The sequence below is a fragment of the Nonomuraea spiralis genome (assembly GCF_014648435.1).
Lineage (GTDB): Bacteria > Actinomycetota > Actinomycetes > Streptosporangiales > Streptosporangiaceae > Nonomuraea > Nonomuraea spiralis.
The window spans coordinates 347,195-367,227 of the sequence record NZ_BMRC01000007.1 but is presented as its reverse complement, the minus strand read 5'-3'; the positions used below and the strand labels follow the sequence as shown (position 1 = coordinate 367,227).

General features: G+C 72.2%; 14 protein-coding genes. 3 read left to right on the top strand and 11 right to left on the bottom strand.

The genetic code is table 11. The annotated features are described in order from the left end of the window. Window positions 1–46: 46 nt before the first annotated feature. The gene (locus tag IEZ27_RS19910) at window positions 47–1,804 is read left to right on the top strand and encodes an AMP-dependent synthetase/ligase (protein ID WP_189648608.1); all 1,758 of its coding nucleotides are present in this window, start codon (window positions 47–49) and stop codon (window positions 1,802–1,804) included. 60 nt (window positions 1,805–1,864) lie between these two features. Here IEZ27_RS19910 and IEZ27_RS19905 read toward each other — a convergent pair whose 3' ends face one another. Then, window positions 1,865–2,755: an NAD(P)-dependent oxidoreductase gene (locus IEZ27_RS19905; RefSeq protein ID WP_189648607.1), complete on the bottom strand. Its 891-nt coding sequence runs from the start codon at window positions 2,753–2,755 to the stop codon at window positions 1,865–1,867. An 81-nt stretch (window positions 2,756–2,836) separates the two neighbouring features. Here IEZ27_RS19905 and IEZ27_RS19900 point away from each other — a divergent pair, with 81 nt between their 5' ends. Continuing rightward, window positions 2,837–3,211 carry a MerR family transcriptional regulator gene (locus IEZ27_RS19900; protein WP_189648606.1) on the top strand — a complete coding sequence of 125 codons (375 nt, stop codon included), beginning with the start codon at window positions 2,837–2,839 and terminating at the stop codon, window positions 3,209–3,211. 18 nt (window positions 3,212–3,229) lie between these two features. Here the strand turns inward: IEZ27_RS19900 and IEZ27_RS19895 are convergent, their stop codons facing one another. From IEZ27_RS19895 to meaB, 5 genes are all read right to left on the bottom strand, one after another. Beyond that, window positions 3,230–4,291 (bottom strand): glycoside hydrolase family 19 protein, encoded by a 1,062-nt coding sequence (locus IEZ27_RS19895; protein ID WP_229824141.1) that lies wholly within the window; start codon window positions 4,289–4,291, stop codon window positions 3,230–3,232. 116 nt (window positions 4,292–4,407) lie between these two features. Further along, window positions 4,408–5,481, bottom strand: a complete 1,074-nt coding sequence (locus tag IEZ27_RS19890; RefSeq protein WP_189648605.1) for an acyltransferase family protein — start codon at window positions 5,479–5,481, stop codon at window positions 4,408–4,410. Then, window positions 5,469–6,089 (bottom strand): TetR/AcrR family transcriptional regulator, encoded by a 621-nt coding sequence (locus IEZ27_RS19885; RefSeq protein WP_189648604.1) that lies wholly within the window; start codon window positions 6,087–6,089, stop codon window positions 5,469–5,471. The genes IEZ27_RS19890 and IEZ27_RS19885 overlap by 13 nt, the downstream gene beginning before the upstream one ends. A 45-nt stretch (window positions 6,090–6,134) precedes the next feature. Continuing rightward, complete coding sequence (locus IEZ27_RS19880; RefSeq protein ID WP_229824140.1) at window positions 6,135–8,225, bottom strand: CehA/McbA family metallohydrolase; 2,091 nt, start codon at window positions 8,223–8,225, stop codon at window positions 6,135–6,137. 163 nt (window positions 8,226–8,388) lie between these two features. Beyond that, window positions 8,389–9,378 (bottom strand): methylmalonyl Co-A mutase-associated GTPase MeaB, encoded by a 990-nt coding sequence (meaB, locus tag IEZ27_RS19875; RefSeq protein ID WP_189648602.1) that lies wholly within the window; start codon window positions 9,376–9,378, stop codon window positions 8,389–8,391. Between the two features lie 92 nt (window positions 9,379–9,470). On the opposite strand from meaB, the gene IEZ27_RS19870 reads away from it, so the two are divergent. Beyond that, the gene (locus IEZ27_RS19870) at window positions 9,471–11,144 is read left to right on the top strand and encodes a serine/threonine protein kinase (RefSeq protein WP_189648601.1); all 1,674 of its coding nucleotides are present in this window, start codon (window positions 9,471–9,473) and stop codon (window positions 11,142–11,144) included. A gap of 18 nt (window positions 11,145–11,162) precedes the next feature. Here IEZ27_RS19870 and scpA read toward each other — a convergent pair whose 3' ends face one another. From scpA to IEZ27_RS19840, 5 genes are all read right to left on the bottom strand, one after another. After that, window positions 11,163–13,307, bottom strand: coding sequence for a methylmalonyl-CoA mutase (gene scpA / locus IEZ27_RS19865; RefSeq protein WP_189648600.1), 2,145 nt, complete (start codon window positions 13,305–13,307; stop codon window positions 11,163–11,165). After that, the gene (locus tag IEZ27_RS19860; RefSeq protein WP_189648599.1) at window positions 13,304–15,019 is read right to left on the bottom strand and encodes a methylmalonyl-CoA mutase family protein; all 1,716 of its coding nucleotides are present in this window, start codon (window positions 15,017–15,019) and stop codon (window positions 13,304–13,306) included. The genes scpA and IEZ27_RS19860 overlap by 4 nt, the downstream gene beginning before the upstream one ends. A gap of 45 nt (window positions 15,020–15,064) precedes the next feature. Beyond that, window positions 15,065–16,927, bottom strand: a complete 1,863-nt coding sequence (locus IEZ27_RS54030) for a peptidoglycan-binding protein (protein WP_229824139.1) — start codon at window positions 16,925–16,927, stop codon at window positions 15,065–15,067. Between the two features lie 97 nt (window positions 16,928–17,024). Beyond that, window positions 17,025–17,963: an S-methyl-5-thioribose-1-phosphate isomerase gene (mtnA, locus tag IEZ27_RS19845; protein ID WP_189648598.1), complete on the bottom strand. Its 939-nt coding sequence runs from the start codon at window positions 17,961–17,963 to the stop codon at window positions 17,025–17,027. Window positions 17,964–18,016: 53 nt separating this feature from the next. Next, window positions 18,017–19,882 carry a CASTOR/POLLUX-related putative ion channel gene (locus tag IEZ27_RS19840; RefSeq protein WP_189648597.1) on the bottom strand — a complete coding sequence of 622 codons (1,866 nt, stop codon included), beginning with the start codon at window positions 19,880–19,882 and terminating at the stop codon, window positions 18,017–18,019. Between the last annotated feature and the right edge of the window lie 151 nt (window positions 19,883–20,033).

The following is a 20,033-nucleotide window of genomic DNA, read 5'->3' as shown; positions in this document are numbered from 1 at the left end:
GCGCACTCGTCCTAGAGTCGGCAGCACACCCCTCAGGAGGTCAGGCATGTCCAGCATTCCCTCCCTGCTGCGCGACCGGATCGCGGCCACCCCCGACGCCGAGGCCTACCGGGTGCCGTCGGACGACACATGGGTCTCGATGTCGTGGCGGGAGGTCGGCGAGCGGGTCCGGGGGCTGGCGCTGGGGCTGTCCGGGCTCGGCGCGGGGCCCGGCCGGCGCGTGTCGATCCTCTGCTCGACCCGGCTCGAATGGATCCTCGCCGACCTGGCCGTGTTGTCCACGGGCGCGGCCACGACCACGATCTACCCGTCCAACACGGCCGCCGAGTGCGCCTTCGTCGTCACCGACTCCGGCAGCACGATCGTCATCGCCGAGAACGACGAGCAGGTGGCCAAGCTCAGGTCCGTACAGAAGGAGCTGCCCGACGTCACCCACGTGGTCGTCGTCGACGGCTCCTCCAGCGACGACGGCTGGGTGGTCACCCTCGACTCGGTCAGCGGCGGCGAGGGCGACTACGACGCCCTGGTGGACGCCATCTCCCAGGACGACCTGGCCACGCTCATCTACACCTCCGGCACCACCGGCCGCCCCAAGGGCGTCGAGCTGACCCACGACAACTGGCTGTTCGCGGCCGGCTCGGTCCGTGAGATCGACCTCATCACCCCGGATGACCTGCACTTCCTGTGGCTGCCGCTGTCCCACTCGTTCGGCAAGCTGCTGGAGGTCGTGATGATCGACATCGGCGTGCCGACGGCGATCGACGGCCGCCTCGACCGCATCGCCGACAACCTCGGCGCGCTGCGCCCGACGGTGATGGCCGCCGCGCCGCGGATCTTCGAGAAGATCCACAACACCGTCGTCGCCACCGTGCGCCGCGAGGGCGGCATCAAGTTGCGCATCTTCGAGTGGGCGCGGGAGACCGGCATCAGGGTCAGCAGGGCACGTCAGCGCGAGGCGGCCGTCCCGCTCACCACCCGGGTCGAGCACGCGCTGGCCGACCGCCTGGTCTTCGCCAAGCTGCGGGCCCGGTTCGGCGGCCGGATCCGCTTCTTCATCTCCGGGGCCGCGCCGCTGTCGCGGGACGTCGCCGAGTTCTTCGACGGCGCCGGGCTGACGATCCTGGAGGGCTACGGCCTGACCGAGTCCTCGGCGGGCAGCTTCCTCAACCGGCCCGAGTCGGTACGGTTCGGCACGGTCGGCCCGCCCCTGCCCGGCACCCAGGTCCGCATCGCCGACGACGGCGAGATCCTCATCGGCGGGCGCGGCGTGATGCGCGGCTACCACGGCCTGCCGCGGGAGACGTCCGAGACGCTGGAGGACGGCTGGCTGCGCACCGGCGACATCGGCGAGCTCGACCAGGCCGGCCGGCTGCTCATCACCGACCGCAAGAAGGAGCTGATCAAGACCTCGGGCGGCAAGTACGTCGCGCCCACCCACCTGGAGGGCCGCATCAAGGCCGCCTGCCCGTTCGCCTCGCACGTGTTCGTCCACGGCGACCGCCGCAACTACGTGACCGCGCTGGTCACCCTCGACATGGACGTGGTACGCCCGTGGGCCGAGGCCGAGTCGCTGCCGGCCGACCCCGAGGCGCTGCGCGGGCACCCGCGTATGCGCGAGGAGGTCGACCGGGCGATCCGGCAGGTCAACGCCGACCAGGCGAGCTACGCCACGGTCAAGAAGTTCGCGATCCTCGCCGAGGACTTCACCGTGGAGACGGGCGAGCTCACCGCCAGCCTCAAGATCAGGCGCAAGGCCGTCGAGGAACGCCACGCCGAGACCCTGAACGCCTTCTACGCCGACTGACCGCGGGCCCGTCGACCGGCCCCGGTGACGGCCGGGGCCCGCCGGTCCGCGGCCTCTGGCTCAGGCGTGGTCCGAGGGCTTGCGGAACCGGTCGATCAGCGCCGTGTAGCCCTCGCCGCCGCGCCCGGCGGCGACCGCCTCGGCGGCCAGGGCCCGGATGAAGCGCGGCAGCCCGGCGTCCACGCCGTGCGACTCGCTCTCCTGGACGAGGTGTTCCATGGCGGCCAGGTGGGTGTCGAGGGTGGAGTCGGCGGCCGGGTGCACACCGTCGTCGATCTGCCGCGCGTACCCGGCCAGCCAGCCGGCCACGGTCTCGATCCCGTTCCTGGCGACCGGGGCGAACGCCGTGGCCTCCACCCCGGCCGCGCCGAGCAGCGCGGCCCCCTGGAGGAAGCCGTTCAGGATGTTCCACATCAGGCTCAGCACGCCGACGTCGTACAGCGCCGACAGGCCGTGATCGGCCCCGAGGTACGTCGCCGTGCCGCCCAGGCTGCCCAGCGCCCGCTCGTGCAGGTCGAAGGCCGCCCGGGGGCCGCTGTAGAGGACGGCGGCGTCCGGGGTGCCGATGGCGTCGGGGATGGCCATGATCGCGCCGTCGAGGTAGGTCCCGCCCTGCCGCTCCACCCAGGCGGCGGTGTCGCGGGCCTCGGCGGAGGTGCCCGAGGTGAGGTTGACCACCACCCGGCCGTCCAGGACGTCGCCCAGCGGGCCGAGGACCTCGTGCACGGCGTCGTACCCGGTCAGGCAGACGAGCACGAGCGGCGCGGCGGCCACCGCGTCCCGGGCCGAGCCGGCCCGGGTGGCGCCGCGCCCGGCCAGCCGGTCGGCCTTGGCCGCCGTACGGTTCCAGACGGTCGCCGGGTGGCCCTCGCGCAGGAACGCCCCGGCCAGCGCCTCCCCCATCAGGCCCAGGCCCAGGACGGTCACGGGGGTGCGCGGATTCTTCGTCATCACAGTGCTCTCCAAGGTGGTTCGGCAGCTATGGAAGAATCGTCAACGTTGAGACCGGTATGAAGGTCAAGGGGGACGATCGTGCTGATCGGGGATCTGAGCCGCCGGACCGGCGTCCGCCCGCACCAGCTTCGCTACTACGAGGCCCAGGGCCTGCTGGAGCCCGACCGCCGGGCCAGCGGCTACCGCGAGTACTCCGACGAGGCCGTCCTGACCGTGGGCCAGATCAGGAAGCTGCTCGACGCCGGGCTGTCGACCGAGGACATCGCGTACCTGCTGCCGTGCGTCACCGGCCCCGCGCCCGACCTCGTCCCCTGCCCGGAGCTCCTCGACACCCTGCGCGCCCGGCTGAGCGGCCTCGACGAGCAGATCGACACCCTCACCCGGTCCCGCCGGGCCCTGCGCGCCTACCTGGAGACCACCGAACGGCGCGCGCCCGGCGAGCAGCCGGCCTGAGCGCGCGCCGGAAGGCGGTCAGCAGGACAGGTTGCCGCCAGGGGCGACCCCGAGGATCTGGGTGAACCGCTGGTAGGCGTTGATCCGGCTCTGGACCTGGCCCGGGTTGCCGCCGTTGCACTCCAGGCTGCCGTTGATGCTGCGGATCGTCTCGCCGAACCCGCGGCTGTTGACCATGGCGGCGTGCGGCGTCATGGTGCCGGGGCCGTTCTGGGTCATCCAGTACCACAGGGCGGTCTTCCAGGCCACGGACGCGTTCCGTTCCACCTGCCAGGGGTCGTTCAGCAGGTTGATGCCGAGGGCGTCGCCGGCCGCCTTGTAGTTGAAGTTCCAGCTCAGCTGGATGGGCCCGCGGCCGTAGTAGGCGGCCTGCCCGGCGGGGCACCCGTACGGCTGGCTCGCGTCGCAGTAGTGCGGGTAGTTGGCGGTGTTCTGCTCGACGATGTACACCAGCCCGCCGGTCTCGTGGTTGACGTTGGCCAGGAACGCGGCGGCCTCCTGCTTCCTGACGGTGTCGGAGCCGGTCCCGGCGAAGGCGGGGAAGGCGGCGATCGCCGTGGTCAGGCCGCTGTAGCTGTAGAAGGAGTTGCGGCCGGGGAACATCTGGTCGAACTGCGCCTGGCTCACCACGAAGCCTCCCGGGTCCGGCGGGTCGGTCGGCCCGCCGCCGCCACCGCAGGCGTACGGGTCCCAGTACCAGGTGCTGATCACCGGGTCGTAGCCGGGATTGTCGTGGACGGCGATGTAGTAGTTGCCGTCGGTGTACCGCACGATGCTGCCGGTGGCGTACCACTGGCCGGCCACCCAGTTGGGGTGGTCGCAGCCCGGGGTGGGCGTGCCGCCGCCGCAGGCGCCCTGGTCGGCCCAGACGGCCGCGCTGCCCGGGGTCTCGTTCTGCGTCCACCACTTGGCCGACCAGTTGTGCCCGCCGCGGGACACCACGGCGCCGCCGTTGTAGACGGTCGAGGCGCTCCATGGTGTCGCGCAGGCGGCCGCCCCGGCCGGCGGGGCCGGGACGACGACCGAGAACAGGCCCGCCACCAGCAGCGCGGCGGCGAACAGCGTCAGGCTCCGTCGCACCAGATCACATCCCTTCGCGGAATCTCTTAAGAAAGTTTCCTAAGAGTTAGCGCGATGGTGACATGCCCGCCAGAGCCCGGCAAGGCCCAAAGTCAAGCCCGGAGTCAAGCCGGCCGTCAGAGCACCCGCCGTGCCCCCGGCAACGAACGGACCGCGTACGCCAGCGCCCAGCACAGCGGCAACGACAACGCCAGCACGAGGACGAACTTGACGATCGCCGCCGCGTGCAGCCCTTTCACCGCCCACGCCACGGCGACCAGCACCAGCGGGTGGATGACGTAGACCGCGTAGGCGTGCTCGGACAGGAACCTGCCGCGCGGCCCCTGCCGGTCGAACCGCTCCCTGAACAACACCGCCAGCCCGACGATCATCCCGACGGCGACCACGGACTCCCACAGCGCCATGACCGCCGACGACACCAGGCCCGTGGTCATGCCCGACAGCGGCAGCAGCACCAGGCTCGCCACACCCGTGGCGACGAACCCGGCGGTGCCCGCCCGCCTGGGCAGCGCCTCGAACCAGCCGCGCCGGAAGGCGGCCAAGCCGGCCACGAACATGGCCGCGTACTGCGGCAGGAAGTAGGGCGTGGGCAGCCCGAGCACCGGCACGTACGTGCCCTGCGGCACCGGGATGCGCCACAGGACGGTGACCGCCGCCAGCCCGGCGGTGAACAGCACGACCCCCTTGAGGGTGAGCGCGCCGCCCGCCCCCTGCCCGTCGGACCGGCCGAGCCGCCGCCACCAGGCGTACAGCAGGGCGAAGACGATCAGCACCTCGACGAACCACATGGGCCCCGGGTCCCAGGACGCCAGATAGAACTTCCAGTACGGGATGCCGTGGTCGCCGAGCGTGACCAGCGGCCGCAGCACCAGCAGGAAGACCAGCAGCGGCACCCCGAGCCTGACCAGCCGGTCGCGGACGAACGCGCGCCCGCCCTTGCGGTCGTGGGAGCCGGGGGTGAAGAAGCCGGAGATGAGGAAGAAGAACCCCATGAAGAACGCCTGGTTGAAGACCACCAGGATGTCCAGCACCGCGCCCGAGGGGTCCTGGGCCGGTTCGGTGTAGTACCACATCGGGATGTTGCCGTAGGTGACGGCGACGTGGTGGGCGACGACCAGCGCGGTCAGCGCCACGCGCAGGTTGTCGATCGCGAGGAGCCTCGTCCGGGTGACGGTCGTCATCGTCTGCATGCCCTCTCGAACAGGTCGGCCAGCTCCGCGGCGTGCGCGTCGAGGTCGTGGTCGGGGTTCGCCACCCAGTAGGCGAACATGTTGTCGATGGCGGAGGAGTGGGTGACGGCCATGACGCGCCGGTCGAAGTCGCGGAACTCGCCGGTGCGCTGGCCGTAGGCGTAGATCTGCTCCATCGCCTGATAGAGCTCCTCGTTGGCCTTGACGCCGTAGCGCGGCTGCCCGTCGGCGGTGCGCAGGTTGTAGAAGATCTCGCCGAGGGCCTTGAGCCGTGTGCGGTGGTCGCGCATGTGCTCGGTGACCGCGAGGATGTGCGTCCGCAGCAGCGCGGTGGGGCCTTCGACGCCCTCGACCCGCGCCATGACATGCGCGGCGATCTCGCCGTAGACGCTGTTGACCACCTCCTCCATCAGCTCTTCCTTGCCGGCGAAGTGGTAGGAGATGACGCCCTTGCTGATGCCCGCGTGCTGGGCGATGCGCGCCAGCGACGCCTGGGCGAACCCGACCTCGGCGATCACTTCCACGGCCGAGGCGATGATCTGCGCCCGCCTGGCCTCTTCGATGAACGACCGTGATTTCTGGCCGCTCGATTGATTTTCTGACCGCATGGCCAAAATCTAGCACACTCGGCCAGACGGCTCGGTGGCGAGGCCTCAGGACAGGCGGCTCCGGTAGACCTCTCTGGCCTGGTCGAGCAGGGTGACGTGGTCGGCGAGCTGGCCGGGGGTGGTCAGGCGGGCGTGCGACCTGATCAGCTCCTCCAGCAGGTCCAGCCATTCCAGGCACCAGAGCACGTCCTCCCGCCTGGCGACCCGGCGGCCGGCCACGTCCACGTGGACGGGGCTGGTCAGGGCGTAGCCGGTGCCGGTCATCGTGCGCGGGTGCGGGTCGCACACGACCTCGGCCATCACGTACGTCGGCTCGTCCACGCGCAGCTCGGCCGTCACGGTCAGCCGTTCCTCGCCGTCCGGGCGCCGCTCGTCGGCGAGCAGCCGTTCGGCGCCCGCGCGCACGCCCTCGGCCGTACGGATGCGCACGGCGGCCACCTCGGGGCCGATCGCGGTGGCGGTGACGCGGACGTGGTCGCCGGGGCGGGCGTCGACGACGTCGCCGGGGCCGTACCCGTCCACCGACAACTCCAGCCAGGGGCCGGTGGTGGCGAACGTGCGGCCGGCCCGTACGGCGTCGGCGAACGTCCGGGCGCTCAGCCCGCCCTCGACGCGGGCGTACGCACGGGCCCAGCCGGGCGGGTTGGACTGGTTGTCCGAACGGGTGAAGGAGATCATCGAGTCGGTCCCGGCGGTGACGGCCAGCCGGTTGCCCGCGCCGATCAGCCGCCGGTAGACGGCCGCGGTGGACGCGATCGAGGCGTGGGTGAGCACGTCGAGGCTGTCCACCAGGCCGAGCGCGGCGTCGGCGACCAGCTCGCGGGCGGCGCAGTTGCGCGGCACCGGGGAGACGACGGCCTTGGGCGGGTCGCCGTCGCCGACCGGGACGGAGAAGGGATGGCTGTAGCCGAGGACCGCGCCGAGGCCGCGCAGCTCCCGCAGCCCGTCGGCGTTCGGCGGCCAGTCGGCGTCGCCGTCGAAGCCGGTGTGGAAGCGGCCCGGCGCGCGGTCCGGGGCGAAGGCGTAGACGTGGCCGAGCAGGTCGTTGCGGTACTCGACGCCCATGCGCGCCACGTGCGTGGCGTCGGACCAGGGCAGGTCCTTCCCGGCCCAGTGGTCGAGCGCTTCCCGGTCGTAGACGCGGGCGCCGGAGACGTTGCCGGCCAGCAGGTTCAGCACGTGCAGGTCCTCGCCGTGCTGGGCGGCGGCGGCGTCGGCGGGCCGGCCGACCACGTCGCCCGCCCAGTTGAGGTGGACGTGCAGGTCGCCGCCGTACCAGCCGCGGGCGGCGGCGTCGTAGAGGCGTTGCGGGGCGATCCGGACCACGCGCTCCTCGCCCGGGTCGAGGGTGAGCTCCAGGGCGGACTCGGCGTACTCCATGCCTCTCGTGACGGTGATCGTCAGAGGCTCGGCCGGGACGTCGAGCGTGAGGCCGTCGCCGTGGAAGTACGGCCTGCCGTGGTAGTCGTGGCGGCTGGGGAAGCCGGGCGGGTACCAGCCGCGGCCGTCCCGGGAGGCGACGCTCCACCGGCACGGCTCCCCCGCCACCAGGGTGAGCCGGGCGGCGGGCACCAGGCGCAGCAGGAGGTCGAGCCGCACACGCCGCCCGTCGGCCACGATCACGCTGTCGTCGTCGGCCTCGACCAGCCAGGCGCCGTGGGGGGCCAGCTCCCGGCGGGCGTCGTCCACGGTGACCGGGCAGGGCGTGTCGCGGGCGGAGTCGACGAGCAGGAAGATCTTCTCCTCGCCGCGTCCGGGCGGCGGCGGGACGGCGGGCGCGGGGGCCGCCGGGGTCAGGACCGTTCTCGACGCGCCCCGCAGCTCGATCCCCTCCGGCCCGATCCGCAGCGCGACCAGGTGCGGCGGCAGCTCGCCGTCGAGGGTGTCGCGCAGCACCCGGTCGAAGTCGGCCTCGGCCAGGTGGGCGCCGAGGCGGTCGATCGGCTCGCCCGGGTGCAGCCGGGCGGCCTCCTCGAAGGCCAGGCGCCAGAACGTACCGACCCGCGCGGGCGGCAGCACCCGGCGCCTGGCGAAGAACCTCACGTAGTGGATCTCGGGTTCACCCCAGGTGATGCCGTGCCCGGCCAGCAGTCCGGCGTACTCCTCCAGGGCCCCGGCGACTGTCTCGGGCAACATCGGTTCCGCACACATCGCGCTTCTCCCCACGTCGGTTGCGGGACATCGTGACATGTCCCACACAATGTGTAGATCGGCGATGACTCTGCGGATATGGATATTTCTGCCCGGGGCACAAGTCTGTTCATCCCGGGGTGGAGACAACCCCGGGTTCGCCGCCGGGTCAGGGGCGCTTGAACACCGACAGCAGGCGGTCGGCGGCGAGCGACGGGGTCAGCTCCCCCGCCAGCACCTCCCGTTCGACCTCGGCCGTGATCGCCGCCACCTCGGGGTCGTGGCGCAGCTCGGCGAGCAGGCGGTCGCGTACCAGGGTCCAGGTCCACTGGACCTGCTGGCTTCGGCGCTTGGCGGCCAGGTCGAGCGAGTCCTGATGGGCCAGGACCCGCCGCCACAACTCCTCCAGGCCGTCCCCGGTCAGGCCGCTGCAGGTCAGTACGGGTGGCGGCCCGAAGCCGGGACGCGGGTCCGAACGCAACATGCGCAGCGCCCCGGCCAGTTCCCTGGCCGCCTTCCTGGCCGCGAGCCCGTGCTCGCCGTCGGCCTTGTTGACCGCGATCACGTCGGCCAGCTCCAGCACGCCCTTCTTGATCCCCTGGAGCTGGTCACCGGTACGGGCCAGCGTCAGCAGCAGGAACGTGTCCACCATGTCGGCCACGGCGGTCTCCGACTGCCCGACCCCGACGGTCTCGACCAGCACCACGTCGAACCCGGCGGCCTCCACGACCACCATCGCCTCTCTGGTCGCCTTCGTGACGCCGCCCAGCGTGCCGGAGGTCGGCGACGGGCGGATGAACGCGGCCGGGTCGGCGGACAGCCGGGCCATGCGGGTCTTGTCACCGAGGATGCTGCCGCCCGTCCTGGTCGAGGAGGGATCGACGGCCAGCACGGCCACCTTGTGCCCCTGGCCGGTGAGGTACGTGCCGAGCGCGTCGATGAACGTGGACTTCCCCACCCCCGGCACGCCCGAGACGCCGACCCGGCGGGCCCGTCCGGACAGCGGGGTGAGCTCGACGAGCAGCCGTTGGGCCAGTGCCATGTGGTCGGGCCTGGTCGACTCGACCAGCGTGATCGCGCGGGCGATCCACGTACGGGAGCCTGCCCGTACGCCTTGGGCGTAGTCCTCCAGCGAACGCACCCGGTTCACCTCTTTCATCTGCATGATCAGCCTAACTTCTGACAAGTCTTGATATTTGCCAGTAAGGTGCTGGAGTTCTGATCACAGCCGTCACAGGAGTCACTCCCCTCATGCCCAACGTCGAACCCCTCCGCGAGGGCGACCCGGCAGCGGTGGGACCCTACCGGCTGGCCGGGCGGCTCGGCGCGGGCGGCCACGGTGTGGTCTACCTCGCGCGCGGCCGCGACGGCGGTCCGGTGGCCGTCAAGGTGCTGGCCGAGGGCGTGACCGCCGGCGAGGCGTTCGCCAGGGAGATCGCCGCCGCGCGCGGTGTGGAGCCGTCCTGCGTGGCGCAGGTGCTCGACGCCTCGGCCAGGGGGCGGCCGTACATCGTGACCGAGTACGTGGACGGGCGCTCGTTGCAGGAGGCCGGGGGGCCGCGCGGCGGGGCGGAGCTGCAGCGGCTGGCGGTGGCGACCGCGACGGCGCTGGCCGCCGTGCATCAGGCGGGCGTCGTGCACCGGGACTTCAAGCCGGCCAACGTGCTGCTCGGGCCGGGCGGGCCGCGGGTGACCGACTTCGGCATGTCCGCGGCGTTCGGGGCGGGGGTGACGGCGACCGGCACCATCACGGGGACGCCGGCGTACATGGCGCCCGAGCAGCTCTCGGGGCGGCGGGCGGGCACACCGGCGGACGTGTTCGCGTGGGCCTCGGTGATCGTGTTCGCCGCGACGGGGGTGCCGCCGTTCGGCGACGACTCGCTGCCCGCGGTGATCAACCGCATCCTGCACGACGAACCCCGTACCGGTGACCTGCCGCAACCGCTGCTCGGCGCGGTCCTCGACTGCCTGGCCAAGGACCCGGAGCGGCGACCGGCCATGCGGGACGTGCTTCTCCGCCTGCTCGGCGGCCCGCCGGCCGCCGCTCCCCGCGCGGCTTCGTACGAGACGCCCGCGGTGGTCCGCCCTCCGGCGATCCCCGGCATGCGCCTGGTCGCGGGCGGCCCCCCGGCGATGCCCGCTCCCCTGCCGGAGCATCCCGATCCGCAACCGGCGGCCCCGCACGGCTTCGGGCCACCGCCTCCACGCCTTCACCCCGACGGCCCGCACCTCCCCGAACCGCACTTCACCGAACCGGGTATCCCTGAGCCGCACCTCACCGACCCCCGGTCGTTCGAGGCCGACGCCCTCGGGGAGGCCGAGCCGCAGGAGCATGTCCCGGAACCGGCCGGTCCGGAGGCGCGGCGTCCCGGCCGGGTGCGCAGGCGGGTGAAGACGGCGGTGGTGGCCGGGATTTCCGGGGTGTCCGTGCTGGTGCTGGCGGGCGCGATCGTGTGGCTCACACCCTCGACGCCCACGCCGAAGGCCGCCGACGCGGCGGACGCGACCGGCGCCCCCGCCACGACCGGGGCCGCCTCGCCCACGTCACGCCCGAGGCGCACCCGTACGAGCGGGCCGGAGCCGCAGTCGGAGAGCACCCCGAGCCCGCTGCCCGACCGCCTCACCCTGGGCTCCCTGCGCCCCTCCGGCGGCACCAGGAACGGCGACTGCTGGGACGGCGCGGTACGCCTCCAGGCCGCGGTGGCCAGGACCGGCGACCCGGTCACCCTCCAGTACGCCTGGATCATCGACGGCGCGGTCACCACCCGCTCCTCGGCCACGGTGACCGAGAACGGCCGGCGCTACCTGACCTCCCCGAGCACCCTGACGAGCTCCGGCCCCCACACCGTCACGCTGCGGATCACCGCCCCGGTCACCCGGCAGCGCACGATCGCGGTCACCCTCTGCGACGACACTCCGCTCTGACCCCCGCCGGGCGGGGGTCTAGTGGCGCTCGCGGAGGGTCTGGATCAGGTCGAGGGCGGCGTCGGCGATCACCGTGCCCGGCGGGAAGATGGCCGCGGCTCCGGCGGCGCGCAGCTCGTCGTGGTCGCCCGGCGGGATGACGCCGCCCACCACGATCATGATGTCCTCGGCGTCCAGGTCGGCCAGCGCGCGCCGCAGCGCGGGCACCAGCGTGAGGTGCCCGGCGGCCAGGGACGAGACGCCGACGATGTGCACGTCGGCCTCGACCGCCTGCCTGGCCACCTCCTCCGGCGTCTGGAACAGCGGGCCGACGTCGACGTCGAAGCCGAGGTCGGCGAAGGCGGTGGCGATCACCTTCTGGCCCCGGTCGTGGCCGTCCTGGCCCATCTTGGCGACCAGGATGCGCGGCCGGCGGCCCTCGTGCCGCTCGAAGTCGGCGCAGGCGCTGCGGACGCGTTCGATGCTCTCGGCCGGGCCGGACTCGTCGCGGTACACCCCAGAGATCGTACGCACCTGCTCGGCGTGGCGGCCGAACACCCGTTCCAGGGCGTCGGAGATCTCGCCGACGGTGGCCTTGGCGCGGGCGGCGTCCACGGCCAGCTTGAGCAGGTTGGCGTCGAGGCCGGGCGCGGGGTTCTCGGCGGCCTTGGTGAGCGCGTCGAGCGCTCGCTGCACGGCCTCGCCGTCGCGTTCGGCCCTGAGCCGGGCCAGCTTGTCGAGCTGCTGGGCGCGTACGGCGCTGTTGTCGACCTTGAGCACCTCGATCGGCTCGTCGTCGGCGGCCCGGTACTTGTTGACCCCGATGACCGGCTGGCGGCCGGAGTCGATGCGCGCCTGGGTACGGGCGGCGGCCTCCTCGATGCGCAGCTTGGGCAGGCCCGCCTCGATGGCCCTGGCCATGCCGCCGGCGGCCTCGACCTCCTCGATGTGGGCCCAGGCACGCTCGGCGAGGTCATGGGTGAGGCGCTCGACGTAGAAGGAGCCGCCCCACGGGTCGATCACCTGGGTGGTGCCCGACTCCTGCTGGAGGAGGAGCTGGGTGTTGCGGGCGATGCGGGCGGAGAAGTCGGTGGGCAGCGCGAGCGCCTCGTCGAGGGCGTTGGTGTGCAGCGACTGCGTGTGGCCCTGGGTGGCGGCCATGGCCTCGACGCAGGTGCGGGCGACGTTGTTGAAGACGTCCTGGGCGGTGAGCGACCAGCCCGAGGTCTGGCTGTGCGTACGCAGGCTCAGCGACCTGGGGTTGGCCGCCCCGAACCGCGCGACGAGCTTGGCCCAGAGCAGCCGGGCGGCGCGCAGCTTGGCGACCTCCATGAAGAAGTTCATGCCGATGCACCAGAAGAACGACAGCCGGGGGGCGAACCGGTCGACGTCCATGCCGGCGGCGATGCCGGCGCGCAGGTATTCGACGCCGTCGGCGAGGGTGTAGGCGAGTTCGAGGTCGCAGGTCGCCCCGGCTTCCTGGATGTGATACCCAGAAATGCTGATCGAGTTGAATTTCGGCATCTTTTCGCTCGTATAAGCGAAAATATCCGAAATTATGCGCATCGACGGCGCCGGCGGATAGATGTACGTGTTGCGGACCATGAACTCCTTGAGGATGTCGTTCTGGATGGTCCCGGCCAGCTCCTCCGGCGCGACACCCTGCTCCTCGGCCGCCACGATGTACATCGCGAGGACGGGCAGGACCGCGCCGTTCATGGTCATCGACACCGACATGCGGTCGAGCGGGATGCCGTCGAACAACTGCCGCATGTCGTAGATGGAGTCGATCGCCACCCCGGCCATGCCCACGTCGCCGGCCACACGCGGATGGTCGGAGTCGTAGCCCCGGTGGGTGGCCAGGTCGAAGGCGACCGACAGGCCCTTCTGCCCGGCCGCCAGGTTGCGCCGGTAGAAGGCGTTGGAGTCCTCGGCCGTGGAGAAGCCGGCGTACTGGCGGATCGTCCAGGGCTGGTTGACGTACATGGTGGGGTACGGCCCCCGCAGGTACGGCGGCGCGCCGGGGTAGGTCCGCAGGAAGTCGAGCCCGTCGAGGTCGGCGGCGGTGTAGACCGGCTTGACCCCGATGCCCTCGGGCGTCTCCCACACCTCGCCCTCAGGGACGGCGCCCGCGCCGGGGCCCGAGCCCCCGTCGAGCGGGACGCCGGTGAAGTCGGGGATCATCGGAGCACCTCCAGGTCCTCGAACGTCTGACGGAGCACGGCGAGCGCGTCGCACCCCGCGTACAGGCAGGCGTCCACGCCCTCGTAGTCTCCCTTCCCCGCCAGCCAGACCCGTCTCGCCCCCGCGTGACGCAGGGCGGCGGCCACGGCGCGGGCGTGCTGGGCGTACAGCTTGTCGGTGGAGCACAGGCAGGCGACGGCGGCGCCGCTCACGGCGAAGGCGGTGGCGATCTGCTCGGGGTCGGCGCCCGGCCCGGCGGTCTCGGTGGCCAGGCCGCCGGCGTGGAAGAGGTTGGCCGCGAACGAGGCCCGCGCGGTGTGCGCGGCGACCGGCCCGATGGTGGCCAGGAACACCTTGGGACGCTCGGGCAGGGCGTCTGCGACGTCGCGCAGCGCCTCGAACTCCTGGGCGTGACGCGCCACGGGCCGCCCGGCCGGAGCCGGCGGCCGGCGCAGGGGCCGCTCGCCGGGATCGGGGAACTCGCTGACGCCGGTGATCGGAGCCCGGCGGTGGGCGATGTCGTCGTCGCGGCGGGACCTGGTGGCCGCGACGCGGGCGTCGATCAGCTCGCCGGCGGCCTCCACTCCCCCGGCGGCCTCGATCTCCTGGAACCACGCCCACGCCCGCTCGGCCAGGTCGGCCGTACGGCGCTCGACGTACCAGGAGCCGCCCGCGGGGTCGGCCACCCGCCCGATGCCCGACTCCTCCAGCAGCAGCGACTGCGTGTTGCGGGCGATGCGCCGGGAGAAGGCGTCGGGCAGGCCGAGCGCGGCGTCGAACGGCTGGACGGTGACCGCCTCGGCCCCGCCGACGCCCGCCGCGAAGCAGGCCACGGTGGTGCGCAACATGTTCACCCAGGGGTCGCGCGCGGTCATCATGGCCGAGCTGGTGACGGCGTGCTGGCGCTGCCCGCCGTGCTCGGCCGCGCCGCACACCTCGGCGACCCTGGCCCACAGGCGGCGCGCCGCCCGCAGCTTGGCGATGGTGGCGAACTGGTCGGCGGTGGCGGCGTAACGGAAGTCGATCTGACCTAGCGCTTGCTCAACCGTGAGCCCCGCGCCGGTGAGCGTCCGCAACTCGGCCACGCCCCGCGCGATCGAGCACCCCAGCTCCTCGACGTCACCGCCACCCGCGTCGTGGTACGGCGTGCCGTCGACCAGCACCGCCCGCAACCCCGGAAACGCCGCGCAGCGTGCGGCCAGCTCGGCCCCCACGTCGCCGCTCGCGCCCAGGTTGCCGCTGAGCGCGACCCCCTGCCCGGCCGCCAGGCCGAACAGCACCTCGGCGGCCTCCCGCGTGTGCTCCCCCGCCTCCAGCACGATCGGCGCCAGGTCGAGGTAGACGTCCTTCAGCACGGCCGCCAGGTCGCCCACCTGGATCGCGCCGTCGCCGACGACCAGCCAGAGCGAGGTCACCCCGTTCTCCAGGTCGGCCAGCACCGCCTCGGGGTCGGCCACGGCGTGCCGCTGCCGTACGTCCCAGCCGGGCACCGCCCGCGCCCCCCGCACGAACGGCGGCGCGCCCGGCGACCCCGGATCGCCCGGGACGTCGCCCGCGTCGTAGAGCGGCGCGACCGTCACACCGTCGCAGGTCAGGCTGGACAGCGCCGCCTCGGGCGAGGGCGCCTCGACCCCCGACCTGCGCAGGACCTCGACCGCCAGCCTCCGCCAGTCGTCGCGAGTGGTGGGAGGAAACCCCGCTGCCAGTTCCATGCAACGGATAGTAGGCGCTGCCGGACGGCGGCAGTAACCCGGGGGTTACCCGTCGGCGAGCGGCGCCTCCCAGGCCAGTCTCCACGTGACCGGGCCCACGACACCGTCGTCGTCGACGCCCTGTTCACGCTGGAACCTGCGGCACACGTCGCGGGACCGGCTCCCGTACGCGCCGTCGACCGTCACGTCCCAGCCGCGCTTGCGCATCTGCCGCTGCCAGGTGCGCACGTCCTCTCCCTCCATGACCGGCGGGTACTTCAGCAGCCGGCCGGGGAAGGGCGGGGTCGTCGGCGGATTGGTGGGCGGGGTCGTGCTGCCGGGGCGCGGGGCGCCGCGCTTGATCCAGGCGTACAGCGGGTCGCCGGGGCAGTCGGTGGAGTAGCCGTCGCGGTGGCCCTTGATCTCCTTGCCGGCGTTGCCCCGGTCGCGTACGTACTGGACGGCGTCGAGGATCGCGTGCAGGACGCCGTCGGGCGGCTGCACGAGACCGGCGTTGCCCACCAGCCCGAGCACGGCGTAATGACCGGAGTTGAGCCCCGGCCCGTTGGCGGCGGGCAGATGGTGCAGCCCCCGCCCCTCGAACACCTTCCGGTGCGGACAAGCCACGAAGGAGTTCCCCGTGAAGTAGACGGTGCCGGCGCGCCTGGCCAGCCAGGTCTGGTTCTCGGTCCTGGGACACCAGATCTCACCATGGTAGACCTCCCGGCTGATCTTGAAGCCGGCGCCCTTCCGGGCTGCGCGCGGCGCGAAATACTGTTGCCGCCGGATGGTGACCGACCACATGTCGCTCGCACACGTCGCCGTCGGCGGCCTGCGACGCAAGGACGCGGAACTGCCCGTCAAAAGCACGGCGAACATGAACGCCTCCGCCGCCGCCCGATTCTGCTGCGCCAGCTTGTCCTTTCCGTTGTTGTCGGCGGCGAGCGAGGTCTCGATGAACAGGGACAGCTGTGCCCGGGTGAGGGAAAGCAGGAACTCGAAGGTCGGCACTCTGCCCGGCGCCATCTCCAGCAGCCGCCGCCCGGCGTCGGAGGACAGGTGGAACTCGGTGAGGTGCCGGTTGACGGTCTCCCGCCACCGAGGCACCCCGTCGGTGCCCCGGCCGGTGCGCGGGAAGCCTGGGACAGGAGGGCCGAAGACCGACATGAGCGCCTCGCGGATCCTGGCCACGTACACCGGGTTCTTCTGCGACTGGTAAATGGCCACACTCGTGGTCGGGCTGCCCCGAAGCGGCTTGACATGCCCTTCTGTCCAGAACCAGGCAACGAGCTCCACGAGGGCGTCCGACCATTTCGCTTCGGCGGGAAGATCGGCACAGGGCGCCGCCAACGGCACTCTGTCCCAGTACCCCATCGTCTCCGTGGTCACCCACAGCCGCTCGTGCTCGGTGACCGCCCGGGGCGTTCGGCCGGCGGGCGGCCCACCGTCACGGCCCTTGCGCCGGTCGGTTCCGGTACGCCGTCTACGGCGCTCGACGGGCCAGCGGTGCTGCGGCGTGGTCAGGGAGGAGTGGGACGCGCCTTCCATGCGCACCATCTCCCTGGTGCCTGCCGGAAAGACGTACACGTCGAGCAGCCCCTGCCATTCGGACGCGCCCGTCTCGTGGTTGAGGGTGAGCACGCTCTCCCCCGGTTCCAGCTCGCGATACCGCTTCCAGCCCTGCCGCGTCAGGATTTCCGTCTCCTCGTCGACGCAGTAGCCGATGTCGATCCAGCCGTTGCCGTCCATGTGATAGCCCTGGATGGATCTCACCAGCTCGACGCAGCCGGCGTGGTCGGAGACGATGGCGGGATCGACCCTGCCGCCGGTGTAGTGGACCTTGACGCCCTTGGTCGAGTCAAGCTGGGTGTAGGCGCCGCGCGGCGCGCGGGCCTGCCAGTCGCGGCGTAACACCAGATCGATGGCCACGGATGCTCTCCGAGAGTAGATATCGGGACGACCGAGCGTAACGCGAGCGGTGCGAGCAGGTCCGGGGATCGCGCCTTTTCAGGGCTCGATCATCCGCTCACGGCCTGATCACCCGCCGGTCGGTCACGATCGCGGTGATCAGGTCGTGCGGCGTCACGTCGAACGCGGGATTCAGCGCCTGAGTGCCCTCAGGGGCGAGGCGTACACCCCGGACGGTCAGGATCTCCTCCGGGTCCCGGTCCTCGATCACGATGTGGTCGCCCGTGGGCGTGGCGGGGTCGATGGTGGATTCGGGGGCGACCACGATGAACGGCACCCCGGCGCGTTCGGCCCCGAGCGCGAGCGCGTACGAGCCGATCTTGTTGGCGGTGTCGCCGTTGGCGGCGATGCGGTCGGCGCCGATGAGCACGGCGTCCACCTCGCCCTTGGCCAGCAGGTACGGCCCCGCCGAGTCGGCGACCAGCCGGTGGGGGGCGCCCATCCTGGCCAGTTCCCAGGTGGTCAGGCGGGCGCCCTGGAGCAGCGGGCGGGTCTCCAGGGCGAGCACCTCGGTCAGTCGCCCGCGTTCGTGCAGGGTCTGGACGACGCCGAGGGCGGTGCCGCGTTCGACGGCGGCCAGGGCTCCGCTGTTGCACACGGTCATGATCCGGAGCCGGTCGCCCTCCAGCAGATCGGCGCCGCGTTCGCCCATGGCCCGGCAGGCGGCGATGTCGTCGTCACGGACCCGGAGCGCGGCGCGCAACACCGCTTCCCTGCCCTCCCGCAGGTGGGCGGCGGCCCGGTCGACGCCCCACGCGAGGTTGGCGGCCGTGGGACGGGCCGCGCGCAGTTCGGCGATCTGGGCGGGGTCGCCGTCGGCGAGCACGACGCCGAGCGCCCCGGCGACGCCGAGGGCGGGGGCGCCGCGCACGGCCAGCCGCCGGATCGCCGCGACGAGCTCGGCCACGGTCTCGACGCGGAGCGTCACGCACCGGTCGGGCAGCAGCGTCTGGTCCACGAGCTCGACGGCGTCGCCGGCCCAGTCAATGGTCCTCACGCCGCACACCGTAACCCACCGCGCCGGTCCGGGGATCGGCGCCGGGTCCGGGGTCAGCGTTCGGCCAGGACGATCACCGAGTCCTTGCCGCCGAGCACGACCGGGTCGCTCTTGTCCGGGTTCAGCACGATGCCGTAGTGCGGCGGGACGTTCCTGGACAGGTTGTCGCGATAGCCGATGGCGGTCTCGCCCCTGCGCCGGGCCGCCTCCACGACGGTGGCGAAGGTGACCTGCGTGCCGGTCCTGACGTAGGAGGCGGCGGGCCTGGGGTAGATCTCCGAGCCGTGGGAGTCGAACAGGTAGCCGAACACGTCGGCGAGGTGCCGGTTCTCGGCGAGCTGGGCCAGCAGGAGGCCGATGACGGTGTCGCTGATGACGATGTCGTCGGCCTCGGTGACCTCGGCGAGCGCCCGGTTGCCCTCGTCGTGCATCTCGCTGACGATCGAGTAGTGCTCGCCGAGCGTGCTCTGCATGTCGCGGAGCTGGAGCAGGGTCATGAGCGTACGGGTGTCGGCGTGGTGGGGCTTGAAACGGTCGTCGGAGAGCACGATGACGTGCTGGTAGAGGCCGATGCCGAGGGATTCGAGCGCGTACCTGTCGGTGGTGTCGCAGTCCTTGACGTTCACGGTGAGGGTGCGCAGCCCGGTCAGGCCGGCGCCGGCGTCGGGATGGTCGGCGGCGATGTCGAGGACCGAGCCCGGGGAGACGTAGCCGTCGAGGTAGCGCACGATCTGCTCGGCGCGGCCGTTCCAGTTGAGCAGGAGGGTGCGTTCTGGCTCGGGTCGCGTGGCGCCGGTCGCGGTGACGGCCTGCTCGTCCACGGGGGGCTCGCCGGTGGCGAGCCTGATGTGGGAGTCGTCGTGGGCGATGACGATGACCTGGTCCTCGGCGGTGACGACGGTGTCCATGGGCGGGTTGAGCACGACGCCCGCCGGCCTGCGCAGGCCGATGACGGCGGCGGTCTGGTAGGCGTGCAGCGCCTTGCCGTAGGTGGCGCCCACGAGTTCCTCGTCGGCGCGCAGGTAGATCTCGCCGCCGTCGAAGTTGAGCAGGTCCATGCAGACGACGGACATGCCGGACTGGCGGGAGGACTGCACGATCAGCCGGGAGGCGGTGTCGTCGGAGTCGACGAGGTGCACGTCCTTGCCGCCGGCCAGCCGGGCGGCGGCGAGGTTGCGGCCGGAGGCGAGGGCGGCGACGACGGGCGGGTGCGAGCCGGCCCGCTTGGCCAGGGCCAGCAGGATCTTGATGACGTGCGCGTCGGGGTCCTCGCCCTCGGGGGAGAGCACGACGACGGAGCGGGCGTCATCCAGGTTCATCAGGCCGAGGTCGCGCGGCTCGGTGGGACGGCCGGTACGGCACACCAGCCGCGTCCTGCCCAGGTCGCCGACGTGCTCGCGGATGTCCTCCTCCATGGCCAGCTTGTCGTGGTCGGCCAGGACGGCGATGACCGAGCCCTTCTGGCTGGCGTGTGCCTTGACGAGTTCGGCGATGATCGTGAACACCTGGTCCGACCAGCCGAGCACCACCGTGTGGCCGGACTCGACGATGCGCGAGCGGCCCCTGCGCAGGCGGTCCACCTTCTGCTTGAGGCCGTTGGACAGCAGGCCGACGAGCATGCTGACGATGAAGATGCCGCCGAGCGACCCGGCGAACATCACGGTCATGTAGCCGAGTGAGCCCTTGTCGCTGGCGACCTTGCTGGGAGTGAGGGCGTGCATGAGGGCGATCCAGAGCACCTGCCCGGCGCCGCTGACGCCGTCGGGCTCGTCGGGCGCGAGCCAGAGCGTGAACGCGGCCACCACGAGGATGAGGGCGACCGACACCAGCGCGAGCCAGCCGATGAGCGACGCCGTCCCCCTCGACATGGTGTTGTCGAACCAGTACCGCGCCCGTTCGCGGAACGTGACCCTCGACACTTCCCCGATACCTCCACGTAAGGAGTGATTTGACACGAGGACACAAGGTACCGGGCGATCTTGGTTCGCGCATGGCGGATCATGGCGGTCTTCTCCGGGTGCGGCCGGAGTGACCGACTTTCTCCCTTGGGGGCGACCACTGGCGGCCGCA